Genomic DNA, 24,657 nt, shown 5'->3' on the forward strand with positions numbered 1-24,657 from the left:
GAACAGCGCAATTCCCGGAGCTGTGTGATCGGTTTTCCGCGCGGGCGTACCTGTTTATGGAATTTCTCTTCATTGCCGCGTGCGGGGGCTCCGGTGCGATGTTGTTATCAACAGCCTGTGGATAACTTCGGTGGACAACCCCTGTCCACGCAGGTCGCAGGACCTTCACGATTCGGGCAAAGGTTCTATTCAGCCCCTCGGGGCGCGCCGGAAGGCCCCCGACGCTACGTTGAGTGTGACGGGCGTCACGGTGATCCATGCGACGGAAGGACCCGGGCCATGGCCGTATTCGCGCAGTCCGCGCCGTGCTGGGTGGATGTGCAGCTCTCCGACCTGGAGGCCGGCAAGCGCTTCTACGGCGGGCTCTTCGGCTGGACCTTCCGGGCTGGCGACGGCATGCCGTTCGCGGACGCGTACAGCGAAGGCGAGCTCGTCGCCGCGCTCGCGGCCAAGCGGGACGGCCGCATGCCCACGACCTGGGGTGTCTACTTCTCGACCGACGACATCCGCGCCACCGTGGCCCTGGTCAGGAAGGCGGGCGGCCAGGTGATCACCGATCCGGTGCGGGCCGGCGCAGCCGGGGTGCTCGCCCAGGCGGCCGATCCCGGCGGCGCGGTCTTCGGTCTCTGGCAGGCGGGCGAGCGCGCGGGTTTCGAGAAGCGGAACAGGCCGGCGGCCTTCTGCTGGACCGAGGTCCACACCCGGCAGCCGGAGCGCGTGGACGCCTTCTACGAGGAGGTCTTCGGCTTCCAGGGGACGGACATCCACCTGGCAGGACCGCCGGGCGGCACCGGGGCGGCCGAGCCGTTCCGGATCTGGTCCCCGGCCGGGACCGAGCCCGGTGAGGACACCGCGGTCGTCGGGCGCGCGGTCCTCACGGACGCGTTCCCCGCGATGCTGCCCAGCTACTTCCTCAGCTACTTCGCCGTCGTCGACTGCGACGGAACCGCCGAGGCCGCCGCACACCTCGGTGGCCGGATCACGGCCCCTCCCCTGGACATCCCGTACGGACGGATGGCGGTCCTCCAGGACGACCAGGGTGCGGCTTTCGCCGTGCTCCAGCCGACCGAGCCGCTGCCGTAGCCCTTTCAGGAGGTGTCCTGAAAGGGATGGAGTGCCACACAACACTCCGTTCCGCCCCCGGGTTCGCAACCGGGCCCCGAGCCAGGAAGAATCAGGGTGCGCACCGCCAAGTGGTGCCCAGTGGTGAGACGCTGCACAGGGCGGGATTTCGCGGGCTTCTGTTCCTGAGGTCCGTACGGGGAGGTGGCAGGCAAGTGGAGCAGCTGACGCAGCATGACCCGAGGCGGATCGGCCCGTTCGAGGTGCTGGGACGGCTCGGGGCCGGCGGCATGGGGCTGGTCTATCTCGCGCGGTCGGCGTCGGGCCGGCGGGTGGCGATCAAGACGGTCCGTACGGAACTGGCCGAGGACCAGCTGTTCCGGGTCCGCTTCACGCGTGAGGTGGAGGCCGCTCGCGCGGTCAGCGGTTTCTACACCGCCGCGGTGGTCGACGCCGACCCGAGGGCGGCCGTGCCCTGGCTGGCCACCGCCTACGTCCCCGCCCCCTCCCTCGAGGAGATAGTGAATGAGTGCGGGCCGATGCCGACGCAGGCCGTGCGCTGGCTGGCCGCCGGGATCGCCGAGGCCCTGCAGTCCATCCACGGGGCCGGTCTCGTCCACCGCGACCTGAAGCCGTCCAACGTCCTCGTGGTCGAGGACGGGCCGCGGGTGATCGACTTCGGTATCGCGTCCGGCGTCTCCAACACCCGGCTGACCATGACGAACGTCGCGGTGGGAACGCCCGCGTACATGTCTCCGGAGCAGGCCCGCGACTCGCGCAGCGTGACGGGTGCCAGCGATGTGTTCTCGCTCGGCTCGACCCTCGTCTTCGCGGCGACGGGACACGCGCCCTTCCACGGGGGGAATCCGGTCGAGACCGTGTTCATGCTCCTGCGGGAGGGCCCCGACACCGAGGGGCTGCCCGACGATCTGCGCCCGCTCATCGAGTCCTGCATGCAGATGGACGCGGCCCGGCGGCCCAGCCCCGCGGACCTGCAGTCGCAGCTGGCCCCGCACCTGTTCGCCTCCGGCGGCGACGACAGCGGCACGGCGTCGGCCTGGCTGCCGACCGCTGCGACCGCGATGATCGAGCAGCGCCGCGGCGGTGGCCGTGCCGTCGCCGTCGCACCCGCACCCGCCCCCGTGGTCGTGCCTCCGCCCCCGTCCCAGCCGCCGCCCGGTGCCGACTGGGACGGGGCGTGGCGCAGCGGCGGCGATCTCCGGACCGCGCCGGCCCCCGCGCCCGTGTCGGCGCCCGCCCCCGACGGCGGCCCCGTGCGGCTGCCCAACGCCAAGGTGCCGATCGGTCCCGGGCCGCGTCCCGTGGACGTACGGGGGCCGGCGGCCGCGCACGCCGACCCGGCCACCGGCTGGGTGCGGGCACCCGGAGGACAGACCTCGGCGGCGCCGGCCGCCCCGGTGCCCGCCCCGGCACCGGCCCCGGACGCGGCACCCGCCGCTCCGGAGCGCTGGCGCCCGTGGCGTTTCCGTATGTCGAACGACGTGTGGGGCACGCCCGTCGTGGTGGGCGACCTGCTCTACGTGACGTCCTTCGAGGTCCACGCCCTGGACGTGGGTAACGGGCGGCGTCAGTTCAAGACCCGCGACGTGGCCTGGTCGATGGCGGTCGACGGCGGCCGGATCCACGCCTCGGACGGCCCGTCCCTGTACGCCCTGGACGCGGCGACCGGCACCGAGCGGTGGCGGCTCCAGACCGACGCCTGGGTGTACTCCCTCAAGGCCGACCGGGGCACCGTCCTGACCGGGACGCGCGGCGGCGGCGTACAGGCATGGGAGGCGTCCAGCGGCGAGAAGCTGTGGGAGACCTCGGGAGTCCAGACGGACTTCGAGACGCCGGAGGCCGGTCCCGTCATCCACGACGGCACGGTGTTCCTGTGGCAGGACGCCCGGCTGCGTGCCGTCGACGCGCGCACGGGCACGGAGCGGTGGTCGTACCCCGTCGGCGACGCCGCCTCCTGCGGCGGTGTCCCGGTGCGGGTCACGCCCGCGCCCGACGGCTTCGTGTACGTCGCGGCGGGGACCCGGGTGCTGGCCGTGGACACGGTCTCCGGCCGGGTGCGCTGGCACTTCGAGTCACCGGCGGTCTTCCTCTCCCCGCCCGCCTTCGCGCCGGGACCCGCGGTCACCGGCGGCGGGGTGTACCTCGCCGACTACCTCGGCACCGTGTACGCCCTGGACGCCTCCACCGGCAAGGACCGCTGGCGGATCGCGACGGAGGCCCGGCAGTCCATCGAGCCCGTGCTGGTCACGGCGGGCAACGTGCACGTCGGCAGCGGCAGCGCGCTGTACACCCTGGACGCGGTCACCGGCACGCCGAAGTGGCGTTTCGCCGCGGGTGGCGAGGTCGTCGGCGCACCGGTGGTCGCGGACGGCCGGGTCCACTTCGGCTCGGCGGACCACGTCCTCTACACCCTGGACGCGGCGGGTGGCCAGCTCCGCTGGAAGCTGGCCACGGGAGGCGAGATCACGGGCTCCCCGGTGGCGGAGGCGGGCGTGGTCTACGCGTGCAGCAAGGACCGCTGCGTGTACGCCCTGGACGCGCTGAAGGGCACGGGGACGGGAAACAGGGCCCGGGCCTGACCCCCTCAGGGGTGGGGCGGGTGATACCGGTCCGGCCGGTCCGGGTCCTGCTGATCCCCCTCGTCGGGGTGCTGGACCGGGTACTGGGCGGTGTCCTCGTCGGCGGGGGACGCCCGGTGCCGGCCCGGCCCGGTGTACGGATCCGCCTCGGGCTCCGGCCCGGGAGCCGTGTACGCGGCCGGCCCCGGCTCCTGCGTCGGCGGCCAGGTGTCAGGACGGTCGTCCGGCGGCACGGGGTAGGGCTCGGCGGTGTACCCCGCCCGGGCCGCCCGCTTCTTCCGCCCCGACATCAGCAGTGCGCCCAGCAGGAGCAGGAGACCGCCCGCCAGCGCCTGCGCGACGCCCCACCGCAGTCCCTGCCCGTCGCCGTCGACCGTGAGGCTCCCCGCCTCCTGGCCCTGCCGGACCATCCACAGCACGGTGAAGCCGATCACGATCAGGCCGGCGAGGGCCACGACCCAGCGCGAGCGGAACACGATGCCGACGAGGGTCACCAGGGCGGCGAAGAGGAACGGCAGCAGGATCGAGCCGATCACGGACGACGAGACGCCGCTGATGCCGTTGAACAGGTCCTGGATGCGGTAGTCCCGCCCGAGGCGGTCATCGAACCAGCTGTGGAAGGGGCTCTGCACGGCCGCCGCCGCTCCCACCAGCGCTACGACGGAGCCGAGGACATTGCGGATCATCGACAGCCTCCCGGGCCAAGGCGCACGGCTGTGCGCACCGCTCCCCGCGATCGACGCTACGCCCGGCCGATCTTCCCTGCCATCGGGGACGATGACGAGACCGTGACAGGGTCATGACGGGGCCATGGGTAAGCGCCCGGGATGCTGTGCGTTACGGTGTCGCGCGGCCGTGCGACGGCCATGAAGCCGACTACAGCAAGGGGGGCTGCGTCGATGATGCGGCGACAGATGAGGTTCGCGGCGGTACTGGTCGTGGTGGTGCTCGCGCTCACCGGATTCTCCACGTCCAGCCACGGCGGCAAGAGCGGGAAGAGCGGGAAGAGCCGGAGCAGCGGCGGTTCGAGCGGGGGCGGCTGCTCCAGCTCCAAGAAGAGCAACGGCAGCTACCACGACTACGACGACGATGACTACGACAGCTCGTCGAGCTCGTCCGGCGGCTCCACCTACGAGTCGGCCACCCCCTCCGCGACCGCCTCGGAGGCGCCCTCCCTGCGCGTCATCCGCTGCGCCCAGCCCAAGAAGGGCAAGCGCAGGGCGTACACCGCCTCGTCGGTCGAGATCCGCTCGACGGCGATGACCGAGCACACGTACGACGTGGTCGTGACGTTCGTCGACGCCAAGGGCCTGACCGTCGACACGGGCGAGGCCGACATCGGCCTCGAGGCCGGCGAGAAGCAGATCATCTCGGTCCCCATGGACAGCCCGCGCTCTGTCTCCCGCGTGAAGCGCTGCCTGGTGACGGCGGAGCCGCGCTACTGACGCCGCGAGGCGCAGGAAGGAGGCCCGAGCCGACCGGCTCGGGCCTCCTTCCTACGCGCGGACGTGCAGCGGCCGCGACGGCTCCCCCTCCGCGCCGCCGCGGCCGCTCCCCGTGCGGGTGAGGTCTACTTGGGTGCCGGAGTCGACGCGTGGCTGTCCATCGTGGTCAGCTCTTCGCCGGAGGCGTGGCTGTCCTGGACCGTGAGCTCCTCACCGGAGGCGTGGCTGTCCAGGACGGTGAGCTCTTCGCCGGAGGCGTGGCTGTCCAGCGGCTTGACTGTGGGCTTCTTGGCGTCGCTCATCGTGTGTCAACTCCCGTTACTCATGCGGTCGTACAGATCGGCGTGCCCGCCCGGCCATTCCCCCGTGGATCGCCGGGCGGGCACCTCTGGGCCGTTCACCATATGGGGGCGGCCGCTCGTCGATCCGTCTGCCCCCCGACGCGACGGCTCGATGGGTGTAAGAGTGACGGCAGCCGATAAACGAACGATGAACGCCCTGAAGGCGTCCTATGCGGCCGCGACGGGCGTCAGCAGCCGACGGACCTCGTCGGTCTCGGCCGAGCCCAACTGCTCGTAGATCGCCAGAGCCTCGTGCCAGCACGCTCGGGCTCGGTCCGGCTGTTCCAGCTGCTCCAGCGCACGGCCGAGCACGGTGAGCACGGTGCCCCGGCGCCACTCACCGCCGATACCCCGGAGGGCGATGGCCTGCTCCGCGTGAGCGGCGGCGAGGGTGAAGCGCCGTGCCGCGAGATGTACTTCCGCGAGCCGGAAGTGTGTGACGCCTTCCCAGAGCGGCTGGCGGTTCTCGTGGAAGATGCCCAAAGCCTGGGTCAGTTGCTCGAGCGCTTCCGACAGGCGCCCTGCCTGGGTGAGAGCGAGACCGAGCGCGTACCGTCCGTTTGCCAGGCGCAGCGCGAGCCCCAGCCGGTCGTAGATGGTGATCCCTTGCTGGGCGAGTTCCACGGCGCTGTCCGTCCGGGCGAGAGCGAGGTAGATCCTGGAGAGGTTGCAGAGCGCGCTGGCTTCACCGGGCTTGTTGCCGTCCGAGCGGAACGCCTTGATGGCCTCCTGGAGATAGGTCTCCCCGTCCTCGGGATGGTTGCGGTAGATGGAGAGAATGCCTCGTTCATTGGGAGCGTTGCCACTGGTCCACGGATCGCCCGCGGCGATTCCGAGCGCCATGGCGTGGTGCGCCTCGCTGTCGGCCTGCTCGAACCGTCCGGCTGTGCTGTACACCTGCGTAAGCGTGGTGCGTGCGCGCCCTTCCGCCCGGGCGTCGCCCGCGGCCATGGCGGCGTCGCGTAGGGCGAGAGCAGCCGTTTCGTAACGGCGGGCGTTCGCTCCTGATTCCGCGAGATCCTTCACGGCCATCAGCAGATCGACTGCTCGTCGCAGGGACCGGTCGCCGTGTGACTGGAGTACGCACGCAAGCAGGCAGTCCGCCTCGGCGTAGAGCCAGTCGAGTGCGTGCGACCGTTCGGCGAAGGTGAGCCCTGGGTAGCGGGTGGGCTCCAGGTGGTCGACCGTCCGGTCCCCCGGCCGCTCCAGCGCGTACACCCCCGCCGCCGTGGCCAGGTAGAAGTCCAGCAGCCGCGACAGCGCCAGCTCCCGGCCCGCCGGGGACTGTTCGTCGCGCTCGGCGCACGCACGCGCGTAGAGGCGCACCAGGTCGTGGTAGCGGTAGCGTCCCGGGGCGGCGGACTCCAGGAGGCTGGTGTCGACCAGGGTCTCCAGGAGGTCCTCCGCCGTGTGGGGGTCCAGGTCCAGGAGGGCGGCCGCCGCCGCGAGCGAGATGTCCGGGCCGTCCGCCAGACCCAGGAGGCGGAAGGCGCGGGCCTGGGCCGGCTCCAACTGGCCGTAGCCGAGCTCGAAGGTGGCCTTCACCGCGAGGTCGCCGGCCTGGAGCTCGTCGAGGCGGCGGCGTTCGTCGGCGAGCTTCGCGGCCAGCACCGAGACCGTCCAGGTGCGGCGGGCGGCCAGCCGGGAGGCGGCGATGCGGATGGCCAGCGGCAGGAAGCCGCACGCGGCCACCACGTCCAGGGCCGCTTCGCGCTCCGAGCGGACGCGTTCGTCGCCGACGATGCGGGTGAAGAGCTGCAGGGCCTCCTCGGGGGACATCACGTCCAGGTCCACGAGGTGCGCACCGGCCAGGTCGACCATGCGTACGCGGCTGGTGACCAGGGCCGCGCACCCTTCCGTGCCGGGGAGGAGGGGCCGGATCTGGGCCGCGTCGTGGGCGTTGTCGAGCAGGACCAGGATGCGGCGGCCGTCCAGCGTGGAGCGGTAGAGCGCGGCCCGCTCGTCCAGGGAGTCCGGAATGGCGGAGTCGGCGGTGCCCAGCGCGCGCAGGAACGCGCCGAGGACGGTCTCGGGTTCGGCGGCCCGCGCGCCCGCGCCCTGGAGGTCGACGTACAGCTGGCCGTCCGGGAAGTGCGGGCGGGCCTGGTGGGCGACGTGCACGGCGAGAGTCGTCTTGCCGACGCCGCCGATGCCGGCGAGCGCGGAGACCGCCATCACGGAGCCCTCCGCGGTCACGAGCCGGGCGCCCAGTTCGCGTACGAACGCGTCGCGGCCCGTGAAGTCCGGGACGGTGGCCGGGAGCTGGGCCGGGCGGACCGCGGCGGTGGCGGGCGCAGGCTCGTCGGCGGGGCGGGCCAGTTCCTCGTCGGCCTGGAGGATCCGCTGCTGGAGCCGGGCGAGCTCGGGGCGCGGGTCCACGCCCAGTTCCTCCGCGAGGAGGCGGCGGGTGTCGGCGTACACCGCGAGGGCCTCGGCCTGCCGGCCGCTGCGGTACAGGGCGACCATCAGCAGCTCGCGGAGCCGTTCGCGCAGGGGGTGCGCCGCGGTGAGGGCGGTGAGTTCGGAGACCGCCTCCGCGTGGCAGCCGAGCTCCAGGTCCAGGTCCAGCCGGGTCTCGGTGAGCTGGAGGCGCCATTCCTCCAGGCTGGTCCGCTGGTTCTCCGCGTACGGGCCGGGGAGGGAGGCGAGTCCCTCGCCGTCCCAGAGGCCGAGCAGCTTGTTGATCAGGGTGCGGGCCTGGCAGCGGTCCCCGCCGCCGCGCGCCTTCTCCGCCTCCGCGGCCAGGTCCTGGGCGAGCGTCAGGTCGAGTGCCTCGCGCGGGATCCGGACCGCGTAGCCCCCGGACTCACTGACCAGGGTGTCCTGGCCCAGGATCTTGCGGAGCCGGGAGGCGTACGTCCGCACGGTGGCCAGCGCCTGCGACGGGGGGTCGTCGCCCCAGAGGGCGTCGATGAGTTCGCCGGCGGTGGCCGTACGGCCGTCGCGCAGGAGGAGGGCGGCCAGCAGGGCGCGCTGCTGCGGGGACCCGGACGGCAGGAGTTCACTGCCGCGCCAGGCGCGTACCGGGCCGAGTACGGTGAAGCGCAGTTCGGTGCCGGCCGGCCGTTCCCGTGGAGCGCGCTGCTCCGGAACGCGCACACCGGGTCCGTTGTCGCGGTCCATGATGCCCCCTGTCCTGCTTGCCCCGCCGGTCCTGCTGATGCCGCTCTGCTTCATACCGTTGGTATCGCGGTCAACAGTCTGCCTTGTTATGGGCGGGCTCGTCAGTATCGGGTGGTGCTCTGCACAGGCCCTCGACATGATGGGGGGCGACGGGCCCGGCGGCCGCTCCTGCCCAGCGCGAGGGTGAGGTGGCGGGCGCCCGGTTCCGAGGCGGCGATGCCGTAGCAGTCCGGCCCCTTTTCCGGAAAACCGGGCGGAAAAGGCAGGAGCCCCGTTCCTCCGCCGAAGCGGGGGAGCGGGGCTCCTTGGGTACTGCTCACTCGGCCGCGATCGGCCGACCCGGGCAACTAGGCCGGGGTGACGTTCTCAGCCTGCGGACCCTTGGGCCCCTGAGTGACGTCGAAGTTCACGACCTGGTTCTCCTCGAGGGAGCGGAACCCGGACGCGTTGATCGCGGAGTAGTGGACGAAGACATCCGGGCCGCCGCCGTCCTGGGCGATGAAGCCGAAGCCCTTTTCAGCGTTGAACCACTTGACGGTTCCGGTAGCCATAAGCCCTCCTTGGGCCAAAGGGTTGCCCTGCTCCAGAACCTGCAAACAAGTCTGAAAACTACAAAAGCCTGCGGGTTACATGCTCCGCAGGCTCTGTACTGCAAGGGAAACCAAACTGCAACTTGCGGCGAGCCTAGCACGCAGTCTGCGGGGAGCGGTAGAGGGAAAGATCACTTCACCCGGATGTTTGATTGAGCCCTCGGAGAGCTGACGGACAAGCCCCCGCGGAGCACTCCGGGAGCCCCGACGATGCCGGCCGGGAGGGGCAGGTCTAGCCTCGCGATGTGGACAATTCAACCGTCTCTCCCGCAGAAGGCGACGACCGTCGCAGCAGGCCGCGCGTCGGCCACATCCAGTTCCTGAACTGCCTCCCCCTCTACTGGGGCCTGGCGCGGACCGGAACCCTGCTCGACCTCGAGCTCTCGAAGGACACCCCGGAAAGACTCAGTGAGCAGCTGGTCAGGGGGGACCTCGACATCGGTCCCGTCACCCTGGTCGAGTTCCTGCGCAACGCCGACGACCTGGTCGCCCTCCCCGACATCGCCGTCGGCTGCGACGGCCCCGTCATGTCGTGCGTGATCGTCTCCCAGCTGCCCCTGGAGCAGCTGGACGGGGCCCGGGTGGCGCTCGGCTCGACCTCACGCACCTCCGTACGGCTGGCCCAGCTGCTGCTCGCCGAGCGGTACGGCGTCGCCCCCGACTACTACACCTGCCCGCCGGACCTCGGCCTGATGATGCAGGAGGCCGACGCGGCCGTCCTCATCGGTGACGCCGCGCTGCGCGCGAACCTGCACGACGCCCCCAGGCTCGGGCTGCAGGTCCACGACCTGGGCCAGATGTGGAAGGAGTGGACGGGGCTGCCGTTCGTCTTCGCCGTCTGGGCGGCCCGCAAGGACTACCTGGCCTCGCACCCGGACTACGTCGAGAAGGTGCACGAGGCGTTCCTGGCCTCCCGCGACGTCTCGCTGGAGGAGGTCACCAAGGTGGCCGAGCAGGCGGCGCGCTGGGAGGCCTTCGACGCCGAGGTGCTGGAGCGCTACTTCACCACCCTGGACTTCCGCTTCGGTCCGGACCAGCTGGCGGGCGTGCGCGAGTTCGCCCGTCGGACCGGTCCGACGACCGGCTTCCCGGCGGACGTCAAGGTCGAGCTGCTCGGGCGCTGACCCTCGGGCACATGGGAATGGTGCGGGAGAGAAGGTGAATCCCGTACCTTCCCGGGCCTTCCCCGGCCTTCCCCCGCGGGCCTTCCTTCCCCGGCCGCCCTTTCCTCCCGGCGGGCCCTGACGCACGACTGCTCCATTCCGTTCCCTTGAAAGGGAGCGAATGTCCGGAGTTCTGTCGCGAAGGGCCTCTCCAAGGACGCGCGAGGGAATAGCGGACGTCTCCCGTGACGCCTTCCGGTTTCCCTCCGGTGAACCCCCGGGTGGTGCGGACGAACGACGTATTCACGCCTTTCCGTGTGGCGAAATCCCTGCTTCGTGCCCATAGGGGCGATATCGGCGGAAGGGGTCTCCGTGACCGTGCGACCCGGGCCGCCTAGGCTGCCGTCCGAGTCCCGGGGACCACAGGGGGAGACCGTATGCAGCCGCTGGAAGCCGGCGAACCGCACACCATCGGCGCCTACCGGCTGCTCGGCAGGCTCGGCGCCGGTGGGATGGGCCGGGTCTATCTGGGCCGCAGCGCGGGCGGACGCACCGTCGCGGTCAAGGTCGTGCACCCCCACTTCGCCCTCGACGAGGAGTTCCGCGCGCGCTTCCGCCGCGAGGTGGACGCGGCGCGGCGCCTCGGCGCGCGGTGGACCGCCCCGGTCCTCGACGCCGACCCCGACGCGGCCGTGCCGTGGGTCGCGACCGGTTACGTGGCCGGGCCGCCGCTCTCCGACGCGGTCACCCGCCACGGCCCGCTGCCCGAGTACGCGGTACGGGCCCTGGGAGCCGGGCTCGGCGAGGCGCTCGACGCCGTACACGCGCATGGCCTGATCCACCGTGACGTGAAACCGTCCAACGTCCTGCTCGCCCTCGACGGCCCCCGGCTGATCGACTTCGGCATCGCCCGGGCCCTCGGCGCCACGGTCTCCCTCACCTCCACCGGCGTCTCCGTCGGCTCGCCGGGCTACATGGCACCGGAGCAGATCCGCGGCCTGGACATCTCCGGTGCGGCCGACGTCTTCTCGCTCGGCGCGGTCCTCGCCTACGCGGCCACCGGCACCGCACCCTTCCCCGGCGACTCCTCCGCCGTACTCCTCTACAAGGTGGTGCACGAGGAACCCGAACTCGGGGACCTGGAGGGCGAACTGCGGGAACTGGTCGCCGGGTGCCTCGCCAAGGCCCCCGCCGACCGGCCCGCCCCCGCCGAACTCGCCCGCAGGCTCGCGCCCGGCGGGGCCGCCGCACTGGTGGCGCCGGGCTGGCTGCCGGGTCCGCTGGTGCGGGAGGTCAGCACCTCGGCGGTGGCCCTGCTGGACCTGGAGCCGCAGGATGCCCCCGTGCAGTCCGGGCCGGTGCCGTTCAGCAACGCCTCACTGGGGAGCGCGGCGCTCGGCATCTTCGGCCCGCCGCTGCCGCCCCCGCCGGCCCCCGCTGACACACCGGGGAAGCGGGACCCCGACGCCCGGATCGCCGTCACCGTGGACACCGGCCGGCAGCCCGGTGCGCGGCGGGGGCGGCGGGTCAGCTGCACCGTCGCGCTGGCCGTCGCCGGGGCGCTCGCCGTGGTGACCGTGGGGGTCGCGATGCTGGGGGACCTGTTCCCCGGCGGCGGGAGCAACGACCACGGCGACGACGGGGCGGAGCCCCCGGCGTCCGGCCAGTCGCAGAAGCCGACGGACGCCGCGTCGAAGACCCCCGCGCCCTCCGCACCGGTGAGCGCGCTGCCCAAGGCGTTCGCCGGTACGTGGAAGGGCTCCGCCACCGAACGCAGCGGCGCGCCGCACGGCACGGTCACCGCCGTCTTCGTCGAGGGGAAGAAGAGTGAGGAGGTGGTCCGGCTGTCGTACAGGTTCGACGCGCTCGGAACGACGGTCGTCTGCAAGGGCATCGGCACGCTCGTCTCCGGCACGGCCACCGAGCTGAAGATCCGGGAGCGCGCCGACCCGGACGCCCGCACCGGCGCGCTGTGCACCGGGGGCGAGGCCGACCTCGTCTTCACCCTCACCTCCGAGGACACCCTGCGCTACGAGTCCCACGAAGAGGCGGCGGGCAACCCGAAGGGCACCCTCAGCCGGTCCGGCGGCTGACCCCGGCAAGGGCTGGCGTACGCTGGATCGGTCCGTAGATCCGTTGAAAAACCGCCGAAAGGTGACAGCCCGGTGACCGAGAAGGCCGACCTCCAGCCCATCCTCGACCGAGCCGCCGAAGGCGGCCGGATCACTCCGGAAGAGGCCCTCGACCTGTACCGGTCGGCTCCGCTGCACGCCCTGGGTTCCGCCGCCGACGCCGTGCGCCGCCGCCGTTACGCCGGTACGGAGCACATCGCGACGTACATCATCGAGCGCAACATCAACTACACCAACGTCTGCGTCACGGCCTGCAAGTTCTGCGCCTTCTACGCGCCGCCCAAGGACACCGCCAAGGGCTGGTCGCGCGACCTCGACGACATCCTGCGCCGCTGCGCGGAGACCGTCGAGCTCGGTGGCACCCAGATCATGTTCCAGGGCGGACACCACCCGGACTACGGCGTCGAGTACTACGAGGAGCACTTCTCCGCGATCAAGAAGGCGTTCCCGCAGCTGGTCATCCACTCGCTGGGCGCCTCAGAGATCGAGCACATGGCGCGCATCTCGGGCGTCTCCGCGAAGGAGGCCATCGAGCGCATCCACGCCGCCGGCCTCGACTCCTTCGCCGGCGCCGGCGCCGAACTCCTGCCCGCCCGGCCGCGTACGGCGATCGCCCCGCTCAAGGAGTCCGGCGAGCGCTGGCTGGAGATCATGGAGATCGCGCACGGCCTCGGCGTCGAGTCCACCTCCACCATGCTGATGGGCACCGGCGAGACCAACGCCGAGCGCATCGAGCACCTGCGGATGATCCGCGACGTCCAGGACCGCACGGGCGGCTTCCGCGCCTTCATCCCGTACACCTACCAGCCGGAGAACAACAAGCTGAAGGGACAGACGCAGGCCACCCTCTTCGAGTACCTGCGGATGATCGCCATCGCCCGGCTCTTCCTCGACAACGTCGCCCACATCCAGGGCTCCTGGCTGACCACGGGCAAGGAGGTCGGCCAGCTCTCCCTGCACTACGGCGCGGACGACCTCGGCTCGATCATGCTGGAGGAGAACGTCGTCTCCTCGGCCGGCGCCAAGCACCGCTCGAACCGGCTCGAGATCATCGACCTGATCCGCAAGGCGGGCCGGGTCCCCGCCCAGCGCGCCACGACCTACGAGCACCTGGTCGTCCACGACGACCCGGCGAACGACCCGGTCGACGAGCGCGTCGTCTCGCACATCTCGTCCACGGCGATCGCGGGCGGCACGGCGCACCCGGAGCTCAAGCTCCTGAACGCCAACTGACGTCTCGGTGCTGACGATTCACGCCGCGCCGCTGGTCCTTCCGGTCGGCGCGGCAGCCGTCGACGGCGGCGCGGTCGCGGTGGACGGCGACCGGATCGTGGCCATCGGGCCGTACGGCGTGGTGACCGCGGCGCACCCGGGGGCCCGGGTCCGGCAGTGGCCGGGCGTCCTCACCCCCGGTCTGCGCCAGTGGGACGCCGTCCCCCTGCTGACCCGCTGCTACCACCCCGACCCGCGCGAGGCGGACGAGCTCGGCGAACAGCCGCTGACCGGGGAGGACTTCGAGCGGCTGGCCGGGCGGATGGACGAGCCCCGCCGGGCCGGCAGCGTACGCCGAGGGCTGCAGCGGATGCTGAGCCACGGCACCACCCACGTCGCGGGCCCGTTCGACGACCACGCCGTACGCACCGCCGTGGCCCGCTCGGGTCTCACGGCGGTGGCCGGGGCTCCCGGCGGCCTCCCCGGCGAGCCGGACCTCGACCCGTTCGCCCGCGGCCGCGACCTGCCGGGTTCGGTGCACGCCCCGCTCGCGGCCGGCGGCCGCGCCGACCTCGCGGTCTTCGACGTGCCCGACGAGGCGGCGCTGGTCGCGGCGGGCGCCGGGACCTGCGTCGCCACGGTGCTCGGCGGACGGCTGGTCCACCGGCGGCGGTGAGGGCCGCCCGCGAGGACGGGCGCACCGGGCCCACGCGGCCTACGGCACGGACGGGCCGCCCAGGTAGCGGCCGTTCCCGTCGTACGGCCAGGCGTTGGAGGTGCAGCCCTTGAGCCCCTTGATCTGCTGCATCATCGCGGGGGCCGGCTTGCCGGCGCCGGGGCAGGTCTCGTGACCGTGCCCGAGCCAGTGGCCCACCTCGTGATTGATGATCAGGGCGCGGTATTCGGTCGCCGGACCGTCGAAGGTCGGTGAACCCAGCTGCCACCGGTCCAGATTGACCATGACGTTCTTCCCGCCGCGGCAGTTCACCTCGCCCCCGGTGTTCAGCCCGTACTGCCCGCAGAGCCGGTCGGTGGTCTTCGCCGTCCCTATCTTGATCACCAGCCCGGCCGAATCGTCGTCGACCTGGGTGAAGGTGCGGGTCCCGCCCTTGCTCCAGCCCCGTGGGTCGGCGAGTATCTCCGCCACGTCCTCGGCGGCGCTGTCCGGGTCCACGCCGATGCCGTCCTCCACCTCCACGCGGTAGCGGCTGCCGTCGCCGCCGGACGAGGCGCCCTCTCCGGCCACGGTGAAGGTGCCGGACCCCGACTTCGGAACCGAGTCCGGATCGACGGACTCCTCGGCGCTCGCCGAGGCGCTCGGCGGGGCCGTGGGGGACTTCGACGCCTCGGGGCTCACCAGGGCCTTCGGTGAGGCCGAAGCCTCCGGTGCGGTCGTGGCCGGCGGCGGGGTGGTCCGGTCGGCCGCCACGGCGGCGCCGTCGTCCTGCCACGGTGGGTCGACAAGGAGGAACGTCGCGGCCGCGGCTACCGCGACCACCGCCCCGGCGAGGGCCGCGCGCCGTCGCCGCGTCCGTCTTCGGAGGGCCGTGGAGCGCTTCCGGGACTGCGCGCGCGAGGGTCTGGATTCCTGGGCGGGCGTCCCGGCCCCCCGCCGGGAGCCGGCGGCGTTCCGTATTCGATGTGTGTCGTCACTGTGCATGTTGTGGTGAGTATCCGTGGTCTCGGTGTGGCCGTCCAGGGCGGATGATCACCCGCCCCGCACGCTGACCTGTTCCTCGAGCACCGGGTGCTCGTCCGCCTGCCGCACGATGTCCAGCGGTCCGTTCTCCCGCACGCCGTACAGGAGTTGCTGGGTGTCACCGGGGCGGAAACCCCTTTCTTCTCGTCGGGAGAGACGACGATCCGGGCGTTGCTGTTCCCGAATTCGAAAGGCCGTTCCACGCGTCGTCCACGCCGCCGCCGGATATCGGGGGCGGGGCTGCTTGAATGGGAGGGTGACCCGAGCATCCCTGGACAAGCAGCCGCACGAAGTCGCCTCGATGTTCGACGACGTGGCGGCGAACTACGACCTCACCAACGACGTGCTGTCGCTCGGACAGGCGCGGCTCTGGCGCAAGGAGGTCGCCCGGGCCGTCGACGCCCGGCCGGCCCAGAAGATCCTCGACCTGGCGGCCGGCACGGCCACCTCCTCGCAGCCGTTCGCCCAGGCCGGCGCCTATGTGGTGCCCTGCGACTTCTCGATCGGGATGCTCCGGGTCGGCAAGGCGCGCCACCCGTGGATGCCGTTCACCGCGGGCGACGGCACGAAGCTCCCGTTCAAGGACGAGACCTTCGACGCCGTCACGATCTCCTTCGGGCTGCGCAACATCCAGGACACCGGCGCCGCGCTGAGCGAGCTGTACCGGGTCACGAAGCGCGGCGGCCGGGTCGTGATCTGTGAGTTCTCCCAGCCGACCTGGACGCCCTTCCGGACCGTCTACACCGAGTACCTGATGCGCGCGCTGCCGCCGGTGGCGCGGGCGGTGTCGTCCAACCCGGACGCCTACGTCTACCTCGCCGAGTCGATCCGCGCCTGGCCCGACCAGGCCGGCCTCGCGACACTGCTGCAGAAGGCCGGCTGGTCGAAGGTGGCCTGGCGCAATCTCACCGGCGGAGTGGTGGCACTCCACCGGGGCGTACGCGACTGAGGCCTTCCGGCCGGATTCAGAGCTCCAGCCGGAAGCAGTACGCCTCCTGCTTCGTCACGGGGGACGTGTACGTCTCGGCCTGCCGCATGCCGAGGCGTACGGCCACCGCCACCGAGCGGGCGTTCCGCGTGTTGATCATCGCGACGACCTCCCGCAACCCGAGCGCCCTCGTCCGCTCCAGCGTGAGGCGCGCCGCTGTGGTCGCGTAACCGCGCCCCCAGGCGGCCCGGCCCAGCCGCCAGCCGATCTCGATCTCGCCCACCGGTCCGAACGACTCGTGCGGCCACGGCTGGGCGCCCGTGAAGCCGAGCACCTCGCCGGCGTCGTCCAGCACCGTCCACAGACAGTGGCCGAGTTCCGCGTCGTGGCGGCGCTGGCGGGCGGTCAACTCCTCGTACACGGAGTACTCCGCCGAACGGCCGCCGTGGAACTCCATCACCTCCGGATCGTCGAACACCCGGTGCCAGGCCATGGCGTCCTCGTCGGTGGGGACACGCAGATGGACGGACGGAGTCGAGTCAGGCACGTGCGGCATCGGGGAGCCCTTCGGAAGGTTGATCAGCAGGCACCCATAGACTGCACGCGACATGTGCCGCGCGGCACGCGAATTCGAGTCTTCGGGAGATCCGACCGTGACCGAGCCCCTCTCCGAGCACAGCGCGGACGTGATCGTCGTCGGAGCGGGCCCAGCCGGCTCCACGACCGCGTACCACCTCGCCAAGTCCGGACTCGACGTCCTCCTGCTGGAGAAGACGGCCTTCCCCCGTGAGAAGGTCTGCGGTGACGGTCTCACCCCGCGCGCCACCAAGCAGCTCGTCTCCATGGGCATCGACATCTCCGAAGAGGCCGGCTGGCTGCGCAACAAGGGCCTGCGCATCATCGGCGGCGGCGTCCGCCTCCAGCTGGACTGGCCGGACCTCGCCTCGTACCCGGACTACGGTCTGGTCCGCAAGCGCGACGACTTCGACGAGCAGCTCGCCCGGCAGGCCCAGAAGGCGGGCGCCCGGCTGTACGAGCGCTGCAACGTCGGCGAGCCGGTCAAGGACGAGCGCACCGGCCGTATCACCGGAGTCCACGCCAAGCTCGGCGAGGAGAAGACCCCGGTCACCTTCCACGCCCCGCTCGTCGTCGCCGCCGACGGCAACTCCACCCGGCTCTCCCTCCACATGGGCCTGCACCGCCGCGAGGACCGCCCGATGGGCGTCGCGGTCCGTACGTACTTCACCTCGCCCCGCCACGACGACGACTACCTGGAGTCCTGGCTGGAGCTGTGGGACCGCCGCGGCGCCGAGGACCGTCTGCTGCCCGGCTACGGCTGGATCTTCGGCATGGGCGACGGAACGTCCAACGTCGGCCTCGGCATCCTCAACTCCTCGTCCGCCTTCAAGGAGCTCGACTGGCGCGAGGTGCTCAAGGCCTGGTGCGCCTCGATGCCGGAGGACTGGGGCTACACCCCCGAGAACATGACGACGCCGATCCGCGGCGCCGCGCTCCCGATGGCCTTCAACCGCCAGCCGCACTACACCAAGGGCCTGCTGCTCGTCGGTGACGCGGGCGGTCTCGTCAACCCGTTCAACGGCGAAGGCATCGCGTACGCCATGGAGTCGGGCCAGATCGCCGCGGACGTCATCGTCCAGGCGCACGCTCGCGCCACCCCGGCCCAGCGGGAACTGGCCCTGCACCACTACCCGAAGATCCTCAAGGACACCTACGGCGGTTACTACACGCTGGGCCGCGCCTTCGTGAAGATGATCGGGAACCCGAAGGTCATGAAGATCGCGACGCAGCGCGGTCTGACCCACCCCGTCCTGATGAAGTTCACGCTGAAGATGCTCGCCAACCTCACCGACCCGACGGGCGGCGACGCGATGGACCGCATCATCAACGGTCTCTCGAAGGTCGCCCCGAAGGCCTGATCCGACGGGCCGGGGGCGGCCCGGGCCCCGGCCCGCGGTGCGACAGCCCGCGGGTGCCTGTTCCCCCGCGTCCCGCTGGAACCATCGGGGCGCACGGACCGGCAGGCCGTCCGGACCCGCTGCGATAGGTTGCGGACCATGCGGGCAACGGGGACAGGGGACGGCGGAAGGTACCGCCTGCTGGGGGCGGCAGGGGCGACGGCGGCCGTCGCGGGCGGCTGGGCCGTCGGAACGCTGCCCGCGCACGACCCGTGGGGGCTCTGGGTGCCGCACGGCACCACCGTCACAGCGGTCGGCTACGCCCTGGCGTACGGCGGGCTGACCGTGCTCGTCGTCGCGTGGTGGATGTACGGCAGGACCGGCGCCGGCGTACGGGACAGTCTGGTCACCGTGGGGTGGTGGACCGCGCCGTTCGTGGTGGCCCCACCGCTCTACAGCGCCGATGTCTACAGCTACATCGCGCAGGGCGCGATGGTCCTCGAAGGCCATGACGTCTACGAGGTGGGCCCGTCCGTCCTCGACCCCGCAGGGCCGGGCGGAGACGCCGCGGCGAGCGTCGGCGGCCACTGGACCGACACCCCTGCGCCGTACGGCCCGTTCTTCCTCATCCTGGCGCGGGGTGTGGCCTGGGCGACCGACGGCACGATCGTGCCGGCCGTGCTGGGGATGCGTCTGATCGCCCTGGGCGCGCTGGTGCTGATCGTGTGGGCCCTGCGGAACCTCGCCCGGGAACACGGCCGCGACGAGAGCGCCGCCCTGTGGCTCGGGGCACTGAACCCGCTGCTGCTCATCCATGTGGTCGGGGGCGTCCACAACGACGGGCTGATGACCGGCCTCATGCTGGCCGGTGTGCTGCTCGCCCTGCGCGGGCGGTGGATCGCCGGGTCGGCGCTCGTCGGGCTCGCCATGATGGTCAAGTCACCCGCCGGCGTGGCGCTGCTCTTCGTCGGCGTCGTGGTGGGCCGGGCCGCGAGCGGTCCGGTCGTACGGCGGGTGGCCAAGGGGCTGCTGGCGCCCGGGCTGGTCGCCGGGGCGGTCGTGGTCGGCGTGACGTTCCTCGGCGGCACGGGCTTCGGCTGGATCGGGACCCAGAGCGTCGCGGGGCGCATCCACACCGCGCTCTCCGTCAGCAGCGACCTCGGCCTGGGGCTGGGCGAACTCCTGCGGCTGCTGGCCGGGACCGATCCGGATCCGGTCAAGTCCGCCGTGCAGAACCTCGGTCTGCTGGTCGCCCTGGTGCTGATCGCCCGCCTCGCCTGGCAGGCGACGACCGGGCGTACGGAACCCGTCCCCGCCCTGGGCCTCGCGCTGCTGGCCCTGGTCGCGCTCTCGCCGATGGTGCAGCCGTGGTACCTGCTGTGGGCGACGGCGGTGCTCGCCGCCACCGTGAGCGGCGGCCGGGCGGTGGCCGCGGTGACCGTGCTGTCGGCCGCGCTCGTCTACGAGACGCAGCCCAAGGGCTCGACCCCGCCGTACGGCTTCGTGCTGGCCGCCCTCGTGTGCGTGGCGGGCCTGGTGCTCCTGCGCAGGGAAAGGGCCGAAGCGGGGCGCGGCCACGTGCCGGGCCAGCGCCTGCCGGCGGAAGCCGCCGTGGAGGCGGACGTGGAGGCGGACGTGGAAGCGGACGTGGAGGCGGACGTCACCCGAGCACGATGACGGGCCGTCACTCCGGGTGGAGGAGTGACGGCCCGCGGTCGTGCTCAGGCGTGCGGAGCTTGTGAATCAGAGAACGCGGACGGCGCCCGACGGCGGGTCGTAGTCCAGGGACTTCTGCACGACGCCGGTGCTGGAGTTCTGCGCACCGACGAACTCGCCGCCGCCCACGTAGATCCCGACGTGGTACGCGCTGCCGGCACCGCCCCAGTACAGGATGTCGCCGGGCTGCAGGTTGTCGAGCGAGACCTGGGTCCCGGCCGTCGACTGGCTCTGCGAGACGCGCGGCAGGTCGATGCCCACCGAGCCGAAGGCGGCCTGGACCAGGCCCGAGCAGTCCCACGAGTTCGGACCGGTGCCGCCGGAGACGTACGCGTCGCCGACCTGGGACTGCGCGAACGCGATGACGGACGCGGCGGAGCCGGTGGCGCTCGACGACGAGGAGGAGGAAGAGGACGACGAGGAGTCGGAGGCCGCGCTGAGCGTGGTGCGCTCGGCGGTGCGGGAGGCGCGCTCGGCGGCCTCCGCCTTGGCCTTGGCGGCTGCTTCGGCCTTCTTCTTGGCCTCGGCCTTGCGGACCGCCTCGGCCTTGGCCTTCTTGGCGGCCTTGGCGGCGGTCTGGGCGGCGGCGTCCTCCTGTGCCTGGGTCTCCAGGTCCAGGGCGACCGCCTGGGTTGCCTGCGCGGACGCGGCGACGGAAGTGGAGAGCCCGGCCGTGATGGTGGGCATCTCGATGGTCTGGGTCACCGGCTCGGCCTGAGCCGGACCGGCGGCACCTGCGACCGCGATGGTGCTGAGGACGCCACCGGCAACTCCTGCCCGCAGCGCCGTCTTCGAGGCACTCTGGCGGGGCTTCCGGTGGCTGGGTATGTGAGCGGTGTGGGACATGAGTACTAGCGCTATCAGGGCCGTAGGGGTCCCATCAAGAAACGTGTGTTGCGACACAGTTACGTTCGGAATCTATGAATCCGCTTATTACGGGCCCTTATTGACGCCCTAACGGACAAAACGGGCACGTCTGCGCACCGCTGTGATCACGGCATTCTTTCAATACGCCCGAATTGCCCGTCGCTTACCATCCGTTCACACGGTTGGCCAAGCCCGCTTCTCTTGAAGCGTCCATGGAGTGGTGCAGGTCACAGCATGGCTCTCCTGTGAGAGGCAACCGCGCGGTCGCGCGCCGCGTGCGGAGCGAGGCCGGCCGCCACCTCGCGACGACCTGCCCCATTGATGAGTCATGTCCGTTTCCATGGCCGCCCGTCGGCGCTCGCGTGGCCCGTTCGCGGATGGCCCGGCCGAGGAAGGCTCCACCGCTCCGCGCGTCCGGGCGACGCGCTCGGGTCCGGCGCTCTCCGGCCGCCCGGAACTTCGTGAATGCGTGCGCATTGTCCACATCGGTACCGGAGGCCCCCCGTCCGGGTGTCTCCCGCCTGGGGTCGATCCCTATATCACCAGTACGGTGTCCATCGCCAATTTGCTTGTACGGTCCGTCGATTGATAGAGCCATGCGCCTTTGACCAGCGGTGACGCCGCGAGATGTCACGTCTCGTAACCACACGGCCGCTTCGCGTACGAAGATCACCGCTCATCCGACTTCATGATCGTTCGTCAGGTGGTGGAGATCACAAAGACGTTGGTGCACCCCGTGTCGCAGATCACAGGACGGCAGGCATAGGATGCGGGGCAGTCGGGCTTGTGAACTGCCTCACATGTGCACGATCTTGATGAGGTGGCGAGCCGGTCGCCCGATGCGGTCCAACGGTCAAGGACGACTGGAAGGAGCGAGGAGCGTGAATGCCTACGCGCCCATCCTCGTGCTCGGCGCCCTCGGGGCAGGGTTTGCGATCTTCTCCGTGGTCATGGCCACGCTAATCGGCCCGAAGCGGTACAACCGAGCAAAGCTCGAAGCGTACGAGTGCGGTATCGAACCCACCCCCACTCCAGCCGGAGGCGGCCGTTTCCCCATCAAGTACTACCTGACGGCGATGCTGTTCATCGTCTTCGACATCGAGATCGTCTTCCTCTATCCCTGGGCGGTCACCTTCGACGCCCTGGGGATCTTCGGGCTCGTGGAGATGCTGCTCTTCGTGCTCACCGTCTTCGTCGCCTACGCGTATGTGTGGCGCCGGGGCGGCCTGGAATGGGACTGAGGGGCTGAGGGGCACACCATGGGACTCGAAGAGAAGCTGCCGAGCGGCTTTGTTCTGACCACTGTCGAGCAGGCCGCCGGCTGGGTACGGAAGTCGTCCGTCTTCCCTGCCACCTTCGGCCTCGCCTGCTGCGCCATCGAGATGATGACGACCGGCGCCGGGCGGTACGACCTGGCCCGTTTCGGCATGGAGGTCTTCCGCGGGTCGCCGCGGCAGGCGGACCTGATGATCGTCGCCGGGCGGGTGAGCCAGAAGATGGCGCCCGTCCTGCGGCAGGTCTACGACCAGATGCCGAGCCCCAAGTGGGTCATCTCCATGGGGGTTTGCGCGTCATCTGGCGGAATGTTCAACAATTACGCCATTGTTCAGGGTGTTGATCATATTGTCCCGGTCGACATCTATCTGCCGGGATGCCCGCCGCGTCCCGAGATGCTGATCGACGCCATCCTCAAGCTCCACCAGAAGATCCAGGGCTCCAAGCTCGGGGTCAACGCGGAGGAGGCCGCCCGCGAGGCGGAGGAGGCGGCCCTCAAGGCACTTCCCCTGATCGAGATGAAGGGGCTGCTGCGATGAGCGACGCACCCGAAAGCAGCAGCGGCCAGGTGCCCGTCCCGCCCGACGACTCCGGTGAGGTCATCGGCGTACGCAAGGGCATGTTCGGCGCCAACAACGGCGGTGACACCTCCGGCTACGGCGGACTCGTCCGCACGGTGACCATGCCGGGGGCCACCTCCCGCCCGTACGGCGGCTGGTTCGACGAGGTGGCGGACGAGCTGGAAGGGGCCCTGGAGGAACAGGACCTGCTCCCGGACAACGCCATCGAGAAGACGGTCGTCGACCGGGGCGAACTCACCTTCTTCATCGCCCGCGAGCACCTGGTCCAGGTCGCCCGCACCCTGCGCGACGACCCGGCCCTGCGCTTCGAGCTCTGCACGGGCGTCAGCGGTGTCCACTACCTGGGCGACCAGGGTCGCGAGCTGCACGCGGTCTACCACCTGCGCTCGCTCACCCACGGGCGGCTGCTCCGCCTGGAGGTGTCCGCCCCGGACAGCGACCCGCACATCCCGTCCCTGGTCGAGGTCTATCCGACCAACGACTGGCACGAGCGCGAGACCTACGACTTCTTCGGCCTGATCTTCGACGGGCACCCCGCCCTGACCCGGATCATGATGCCGGACGACTGGCAGGGCTTCCCGCAGCGCAAGGACTACCCCCTCGGCGGCATCGCCGTCGAGTACAAGGGCGCCCAGATCCCGGCTCCGGACCAGCGGAGGTCGTACAGCTGATGACTACTCCCCATGCCCACCCGTCACCCGGCCACCACCCCTCATCGGGTCCCTCCGGGACGCCCCTCTCCGATCCCAGGGCCACGACCGAGGGGACTGTATATACAGTCACCGGCGGCGACTGGGACGAGGTCGTCGAGTCCGCCGCGAAGTCGGACGACGAGCGCATCATCGTCAACATGGGTCCCCAGCACCCGTCCACGCACGGCGTGCTGCGGCTCATCCTGGAGATCGACGGCGAGACCGTCACCGAGGCCCGCTGCGGCATCGGCTACCTCCACACCGGCATCGAGAAGAACCTCGAATTCCGGAACTGGACGCAGGGCACCACCTTCGTCACCCGCATGGACTATCTGACCCCGTTCTTCAACGAGGCGGCGTACTGCCTCGGGGTCGAGAAGCTCCTCGGCATCGAGGACCAGATCCCGGACCGGGCCACCGTCCTGCGGGTGCTCCTGATGGAGCTCAACCGGATCTCCTCGCACCTGGTGTGCATCGCCACCGGCGGCATGGAGCTCGGCGCCACGACGATCATGATCTACGGCTTCCGCGATCGTGAACTCGTTCTCGACCTCTTCGAGCTGATCACCGGCCTCCGCATGAACCACGCGTTCATCCGGCCCGGCGGCCTCGCCCAGGACCTGCCCATGGGCGCGATCGACCGGCTCCGCGAGTTCATCAAGACCATGAAGAAGAACCTGCCGGAGTACGACAAGCTCGCGACCGGCAACCCCATCTTCAAGGCCCGTATGCAGGACGTCGGATATCTCGACCTGACCGGCTGCATGGCGCTCGGCGCCACCGGCCCGATCCTCAGGTCCGCCGGGCTCCCGCACGACCTGCGCAAGACCGATCCGTACTGCGGCTACGAGACGTACGACTTCGACGTGCCCACCGCGGACACCTGCGACGCCTACGGCCGCTTCCTCATCCGGCTGGAGGAGATGCGCCAGTCGCTGAGGATCGTCGAGCAGTGCCTGGAACGGCTGGAGCCCGGACCGGTCATGGTCGCCGACAAGAAGATCGCCTGGCCCGCGCAGCTCGCGCTGGGACCCGACGGACTCGGCAACTCGCTCGACCACATCAAGAAGATCATGGGCACCTCCATGGAGGCCCTGATCCACCACTTCAAGCTGGTGACCGAGGGCTTCCGGGTCCCGGCCGGGCAGACGTACACCGCCATAGAGTCCCCCAAGGGCGAACTGGGCGTGCACGTCGTCTCGGACGGCGGCACGCGCCCCTTCCGGGTCCACTTCCGCGACCCGTCCTTCACCAATCTGCAGGCCATGGCGGCGATGTGCGAGGGCGGCCAGGTCGCCGACGTCATCGTCGCCGTCGCGTCCATCGACCCCGTGATGGGAGGCGTCGACCGGTGACCGCGTCCAACCAAGAAGTC

The 24,657-nt window shown here is 71.0% G+C and carries 21 protein-coding genes; 14 read left to right on the top strand and 7 right to left on the bottom strand.

Annotated features, from left to right (window positions below):
* The first annotated feature begins 279 nt into the window (after nt 1-279).
* Together ACIBCU_RS07375 and ACIBCU_RS07380 are read left to right on the top strand one after the other, a co-directional pair.
* A complete protein-coding gene (locus tag ACIBCU_RS07375) occupies nt 280-1,083 on the top strand; it encodes a VOC family protein (RefSeq protein WP_399229933.1) in 804 nt (267 codons plus the stop codon).
* Between the two features lie 194 nt (nt 1,084-1,277).
* Nucleotides 1,278-3,662, top strand: coding sequence for a PQQ-binding-like beta-propeller repeat protein (locus tag ACIBCU_RS07380; RefSeq protein ID WP_399229935.1), 2,385 nt, complete (start codon nt 1,278-1,280; stop codon nt 3,660-3,662).
* Nucleotides 3,663-3,667: 5 nt separating this feature from the next.
* Here the strand turns inward: ACIBCU_RS07380 and ACIBCU_RS07385 are convergent, their stop codons facing one another.
* A complete protein-coding gene (locus ACIBCU_RS07385; protein ID WP_399229937.1) occupies nt 3,668-4,348 on the bottom strand; it encodes a hypothetical protein in 681 nt (226 codons plus the stop codon).
* 213 nt (nt 4,349-4,561) lie between these two features.
* On the opposite strand from ACIBCU_RS07385, the gene ACIBCU_RS07390 reads away from it, so the two are divergent.
* Complete coding sequence (locus ACIBCU_RS07390; RefSeq protein ID WP_399229939.1) at nt 4,562-5,107, top strand: hypothetical protein; 546 nt, start codon at nt 4,562-4,564, stop codon at nt 5,105-5,107.
* A 125-nt stretch (nt 5,108-5,232) separates the two neighbouring features.
* Here ACIBCU_RS07390 and ACIBCU_RS07395 read toward each other — a convergent pair whose 3' ends face one another.
* From ACIBCU_RS07395 to ACIBCU_RS07405, 3 genes are all read right to left on the bottom strand, one after another.
* Entirely contained in the window at nt 5,233-5,409 is a 177-nt protein-coding gene (locus ACIBCU_RS07395; protein WP_362933594.1) for a hypothetical protein, read from the bottom strand.
* Nucleotides 5,410-5,616: 207 nt separating this feature from the next.
* Entirely contained in the window at nt 5,617-8,571 is a 2,955-nt protein-coding gene (locus ACIBCU_RS07400; RefSeq protein ID WP_399229941.1) for an AfsR/SARP family transcriptional regulator, read from the bottom strand.
* A gap of 347 nt (nt 8,572-8,918) precedes the next feature.
* Nucleotides 8,919-9,122 carry a cold-shock protein gene (locus ACIBCU_RS07405; RefSeq protein WP_003967102.1) on the bottom strand — a complete coding sequence of 68 codons (204 nt, stop codon included), beginning with the start codon at nt 9,120-9,122 and terminating at the stop codon, nt 8,919-8,921.
* A 284-nt stretch (nt 9,123-9,406) separates the two neighbouring features.
* On the opposite strand from ACIBCU_RS07405, the gene ACIBCU_RS07410 reads away from it, so the two are divergent.
* From ACIBCU_RS07410 to ACIBCU_RS07425, 4 genes are all read left to right on the top strand, one after another.
* Entirely contained in the window at nt 9,407-10,285 is an 879-nt protein-coding gene (locus ACIBCU_RS07410; RefSeq protein ID WP_362933597.1) for a menaquinone biosynthesis protein, read from the top strand.
* A 416-nt stretch (nt 10,286-10,701) separates the two neighbouring features.
* The gene (locus ACIBCU_RS07415; RefSeq protein ID WP_399229944.1) at nt 10,702-12,357 is read left to right on the top strand and encodes a serine/threonine-protein kinase; all 1,656 of its coding nucleotides are present in this window, start codon (nt 10,702-10,704) and stop codon (nt 12,355-12,357) included.
* Nucleotides 12,358-12,429: 72 nt separating this feature from the next.
* Nucleotides 12,430-13,629 (top strand): cyclic dehypoxanthinyl futalosine synthase, encoded by a 1,200-nt coding sequence (gene mqnC / locus ACIBCU_RS07420; protein ID WP_362933603.1) that lies wholly within the window; start codon nt 12,430-12,432, stop codon nt 13,627-13,629.
* A 7-nt stretch (nt 13,630-13,636) separates the two neighbouring features.
* Entirely contained in the window at nt 13,637-14,284 is a 648-nt protein-coding gene (locus ACIBCU_RS07425) for an imidazolonepropionase-like domain-containing protein (RefSeq protein ID WP_399229946.1), read from the top strand.
* A gap of 39 nt (nt 14,285-14,323) precedes the next feature.
* Here the strand turns inward: ACIBCU_RS07425 and ACIBCU_RS07430 are convergent, their stop codons facing one another.
* Nucleotides 14,324-15,268, bottom strand: a complete 945-nt coding sequence (locus ACIBCU_RS07430) for a DUF3152 domain-containing protein (RefSeq protein WP_399229948.1) — start codon at nt 15,266-15,268, stop codon at nt 14,324-14,326.
* 295 nt (nt 15,269-15,563) lie between these two features.
* On the opposite strand from ACIBCU_RS07430, the gene ACIBCU_RS07435 reads away from it, so the two are divergent.
* Nucleotides 15,564-16,256, top strand: coding sequence for a demethylmenaquinone methyltransferase (locus tag ACIBCU_RS07435; protein WP_362933612.1), 693 nt, complete (start codon nt 15,564-15,566; stop codon nt 16,254-16,256).
* Nucleotides 16,257-16,272: 16 nt separating this feature from the next.
* Here ACIBCU_RS07435 and ACIBCU_RS07440 read toward each other — a convergent pair whose 3' ends face one another.
* Nucleotides 16,273-16,791, bottom strand: a complete 519-nt coding sequence (locus ACIBCU_RS07440) for a GNAT family N-acetyltransferase (protein WP_399229950.1) — start codon at nt 16,789-16,791, stop codon at nt 16,273-16,275.
* Between the two features lie 97 nt (nt 16,792-16,888).
* Here ACIBCU_RS07440 and ACIBCU_RS07445 point away from each other — a divergent pair, with 97 nt between their 5' ends.
* On the top strand, nt 16,889-18,172 hold the full coding sequence (locus tag ACIBCU_RS07445) for a geranylgeranyl reductase family protein (protein WP_362933618.1): 1,284 nt from the start codon (nt 16,889-16,891) through the stop codon (nt 18,170-18,172).
* A gap of 138 nt (nt 18,173-18,310) precedes the next feature.
* Nucleotides 18,311-19,828, top strand: a complete 1,518-nt coding sequence (gene mptB, locus ACIBCU_RS07450; protein ID WP_399229952.1) for a polyprenol phosphomannose-dependent alpha 1,6 mannosyltransferase MptB — start codon at nt 18,311-18,313, stop codon at nt 19,826-19,828.
* 66 nt (nt 19,829-19,894) lie between these two features.
* Here mptB and ACIBCU_RS07455 read toward each other — a convergent pair whose 3' ends face one another.
* Nucleotides 19,895-20,713, bottom strand: coding sequence for a C40 family peptidase (locus ACIBCU_RS07455; RefSeq protein WP_399229954.1), 819 nt, complete (start codon nt 20,711-20,713; stop codon nt 19,895-19,897).
* Between the two features lie 902 nt (nt 20,714-21,615).
* Here ACIBCU_RS07455 and ACIBCU_RS07460 point away from each other — a divergent pair.
* The 4 genes from ACIBCU_RS07460 to ACIBCU_RS07475 are packed head-to-tail and all read left to right on the top strand — an operon-like array spanning nt 21,616 to nt 24,637.
* On the top strand, nt 21,616-21,975 hold the full coding sequence (locus ACIBCU_RS07460; protein ID WP_003992243.1) for an NADH-quinone oxidoreductase subunit A: 360 nt from the start codon (nt 21,616-21,618) through the stop codon (nt 21,973-21,975).
* 18 nt (nt 21,976-21,993) lie between these two features.
* Nucleotides 21,994-22,548, top strand: coding sequence for an NADH-quinone oxidoreductase subunit B family protein (locus ACIBCU_RS07465; RefSeq protein WP_014154689.1), 555 nt, complete (start codon nt 21,994-21,996; stop codon nt 22,546-22,548).
* Nucleotides 22,545-23,261 carry an NADH-quinone oxidoreductase subunit C gene (locus ACIBCU_RS07470; RefSeq protein ID WP_399229957.1) on the top strand — a complete coding sequence of 239 codons (717 nt, stop codon included), beginning with the start codon at nt 22,545-22,547 and terminating at the stop codon, nt 23,259-23,261. The genes ACIBCU_RS07465 and ACIBCU_RS07470 overlap by 4 nt, the downstream gene beginning before the upstream one ends.
* Nucleotides 23,261-24,637: an NADH-quinone oxidoreductase subunit D gene (locus ACIBCU_RS07475; RefSeq protein ID WP_362933630.1), complete on the top strand. Its 1,377-nt coding sequence runs from the start codon at nt 23,261-23,263 to the stop codon at nt 24,635-24,637. The genes ACIBCU_RS07470 and ACIBCU_RS07475 overlap by 1 nt, the downstream gene beginning before the upstream one ends.
* The last annotated feature ends 20 nt before the right edge of the window (nt 24,638-24,657 follow it).

The organism is Streptomyces sp. NPDC051064 (assembly GCF_044455985.1).
Taxonomy (GTDB): Bacteria; Actinomycetota; Actinomycetes; order Streptomycetales; family Streptomycetaceae; genus Streptomyces.

Bases quoted from the DNA above. Each gene is read 5' to 3' on its own strand.
- ACIBCU_RS07395 (WP_362933594.1), bottom strand. From the start codon at position 5,409: ATGAGCGACGCCAAGAAGCCCACAGTCAAGCCGCTGGACAGCCACGCC.
- ACIBCU_RS07375 (WP_399229933.1), top strand. From the start codon at position 280: ATGGCCGTATTCGCGCAGTCCGCGCCGTGCTGGGTGGATGTGCAGCTC.
- ACIBCU_RS07430 (WP_399229948.1), bottom strand. From the start codon at position 15,268: ATGCACAGTGACGACACACATCGAATACGGAACGCCGCCGGCTCCCGG.
- ACIBCU_RS07440 (WP_399229950.1), bottom strand. From the start codon at position 16,791: ATGCCGCACGTGCCTGACTCGACTCCGTCCGTCCATCTGCGTGTCCCC.
- ACIBCU_RS07455 (WP_399229954.1), bottom strand. From the start codon at position 20,713: ATGTCCCACACCGCTCACATACCCAGCCACCGGAAGCCCCGCCAGAGT.
- ACIBCU_RS07470 (WP_399229957.1), top strand. From the start codon at position 22,545: ATGAGCGACGCACCCGAAAGCAGCAGCGGCCAGGTGCCCGTCCCGCCC.
- ACIBCU_RS07415 (WP_399229944.1), top strand. From the start codon at position 10,702: ATGCAGCCGCTGGAAGCCGGCGAACCGCACACCATCGGCGCCTACCGG.
- ACIBCU_RS07385 (WP_399229937.1), bottom strand. From the start codon at position 4,348: ATGATCCGCAATGTCCTCGGCTCCGTCGTAGCGCTGGTGGGAGCGGCG.
- mptB (WP_399229952.1), top strand. From the start codon at position 18,311: ATGCGGGCAACGGGGACAGGGGACGGCGGAAGGTACCGCCTGCTGGGG.
- ACIBCU_RS07465 (WP_014154689.1), top strand. From the start codon at position 21,994: ATGGGACTCGAAGAGAAGCTGCCGAGCGGCTTTGTTCTGACCACTGTC.
- ACIBCU_RS07390 (WP_399229939.1), top strand. From the start codon at position 4,562: ATGATGCGGCGACAGATGAGGTTCGCGGCGGTACTGGTCGTGGTGGTG.
- ACIBCU_RS07405 (WP_003967102.1), bottom strand. From the start codon at position 9,122: ATGGCTACCGGAACCGTCAAGTGGTTCAACGCTGAAAAGGGCTTCGGC.
- ACIBCU_RS07400 (WP_399229941.1), bottom strand. From the start codon at position 8,571: ATGGACCGCGACAACGGACCCGGTGTGCGCGTTCCGGAGCAGCGCGCT.
- ACIBCU_RS07475 (WP_362933630.1), top strand. From the start codon at position 23,261: ATGACTACTCCCCATGCCCACCCGTCACCCGGCCACCACCCCTCATCG.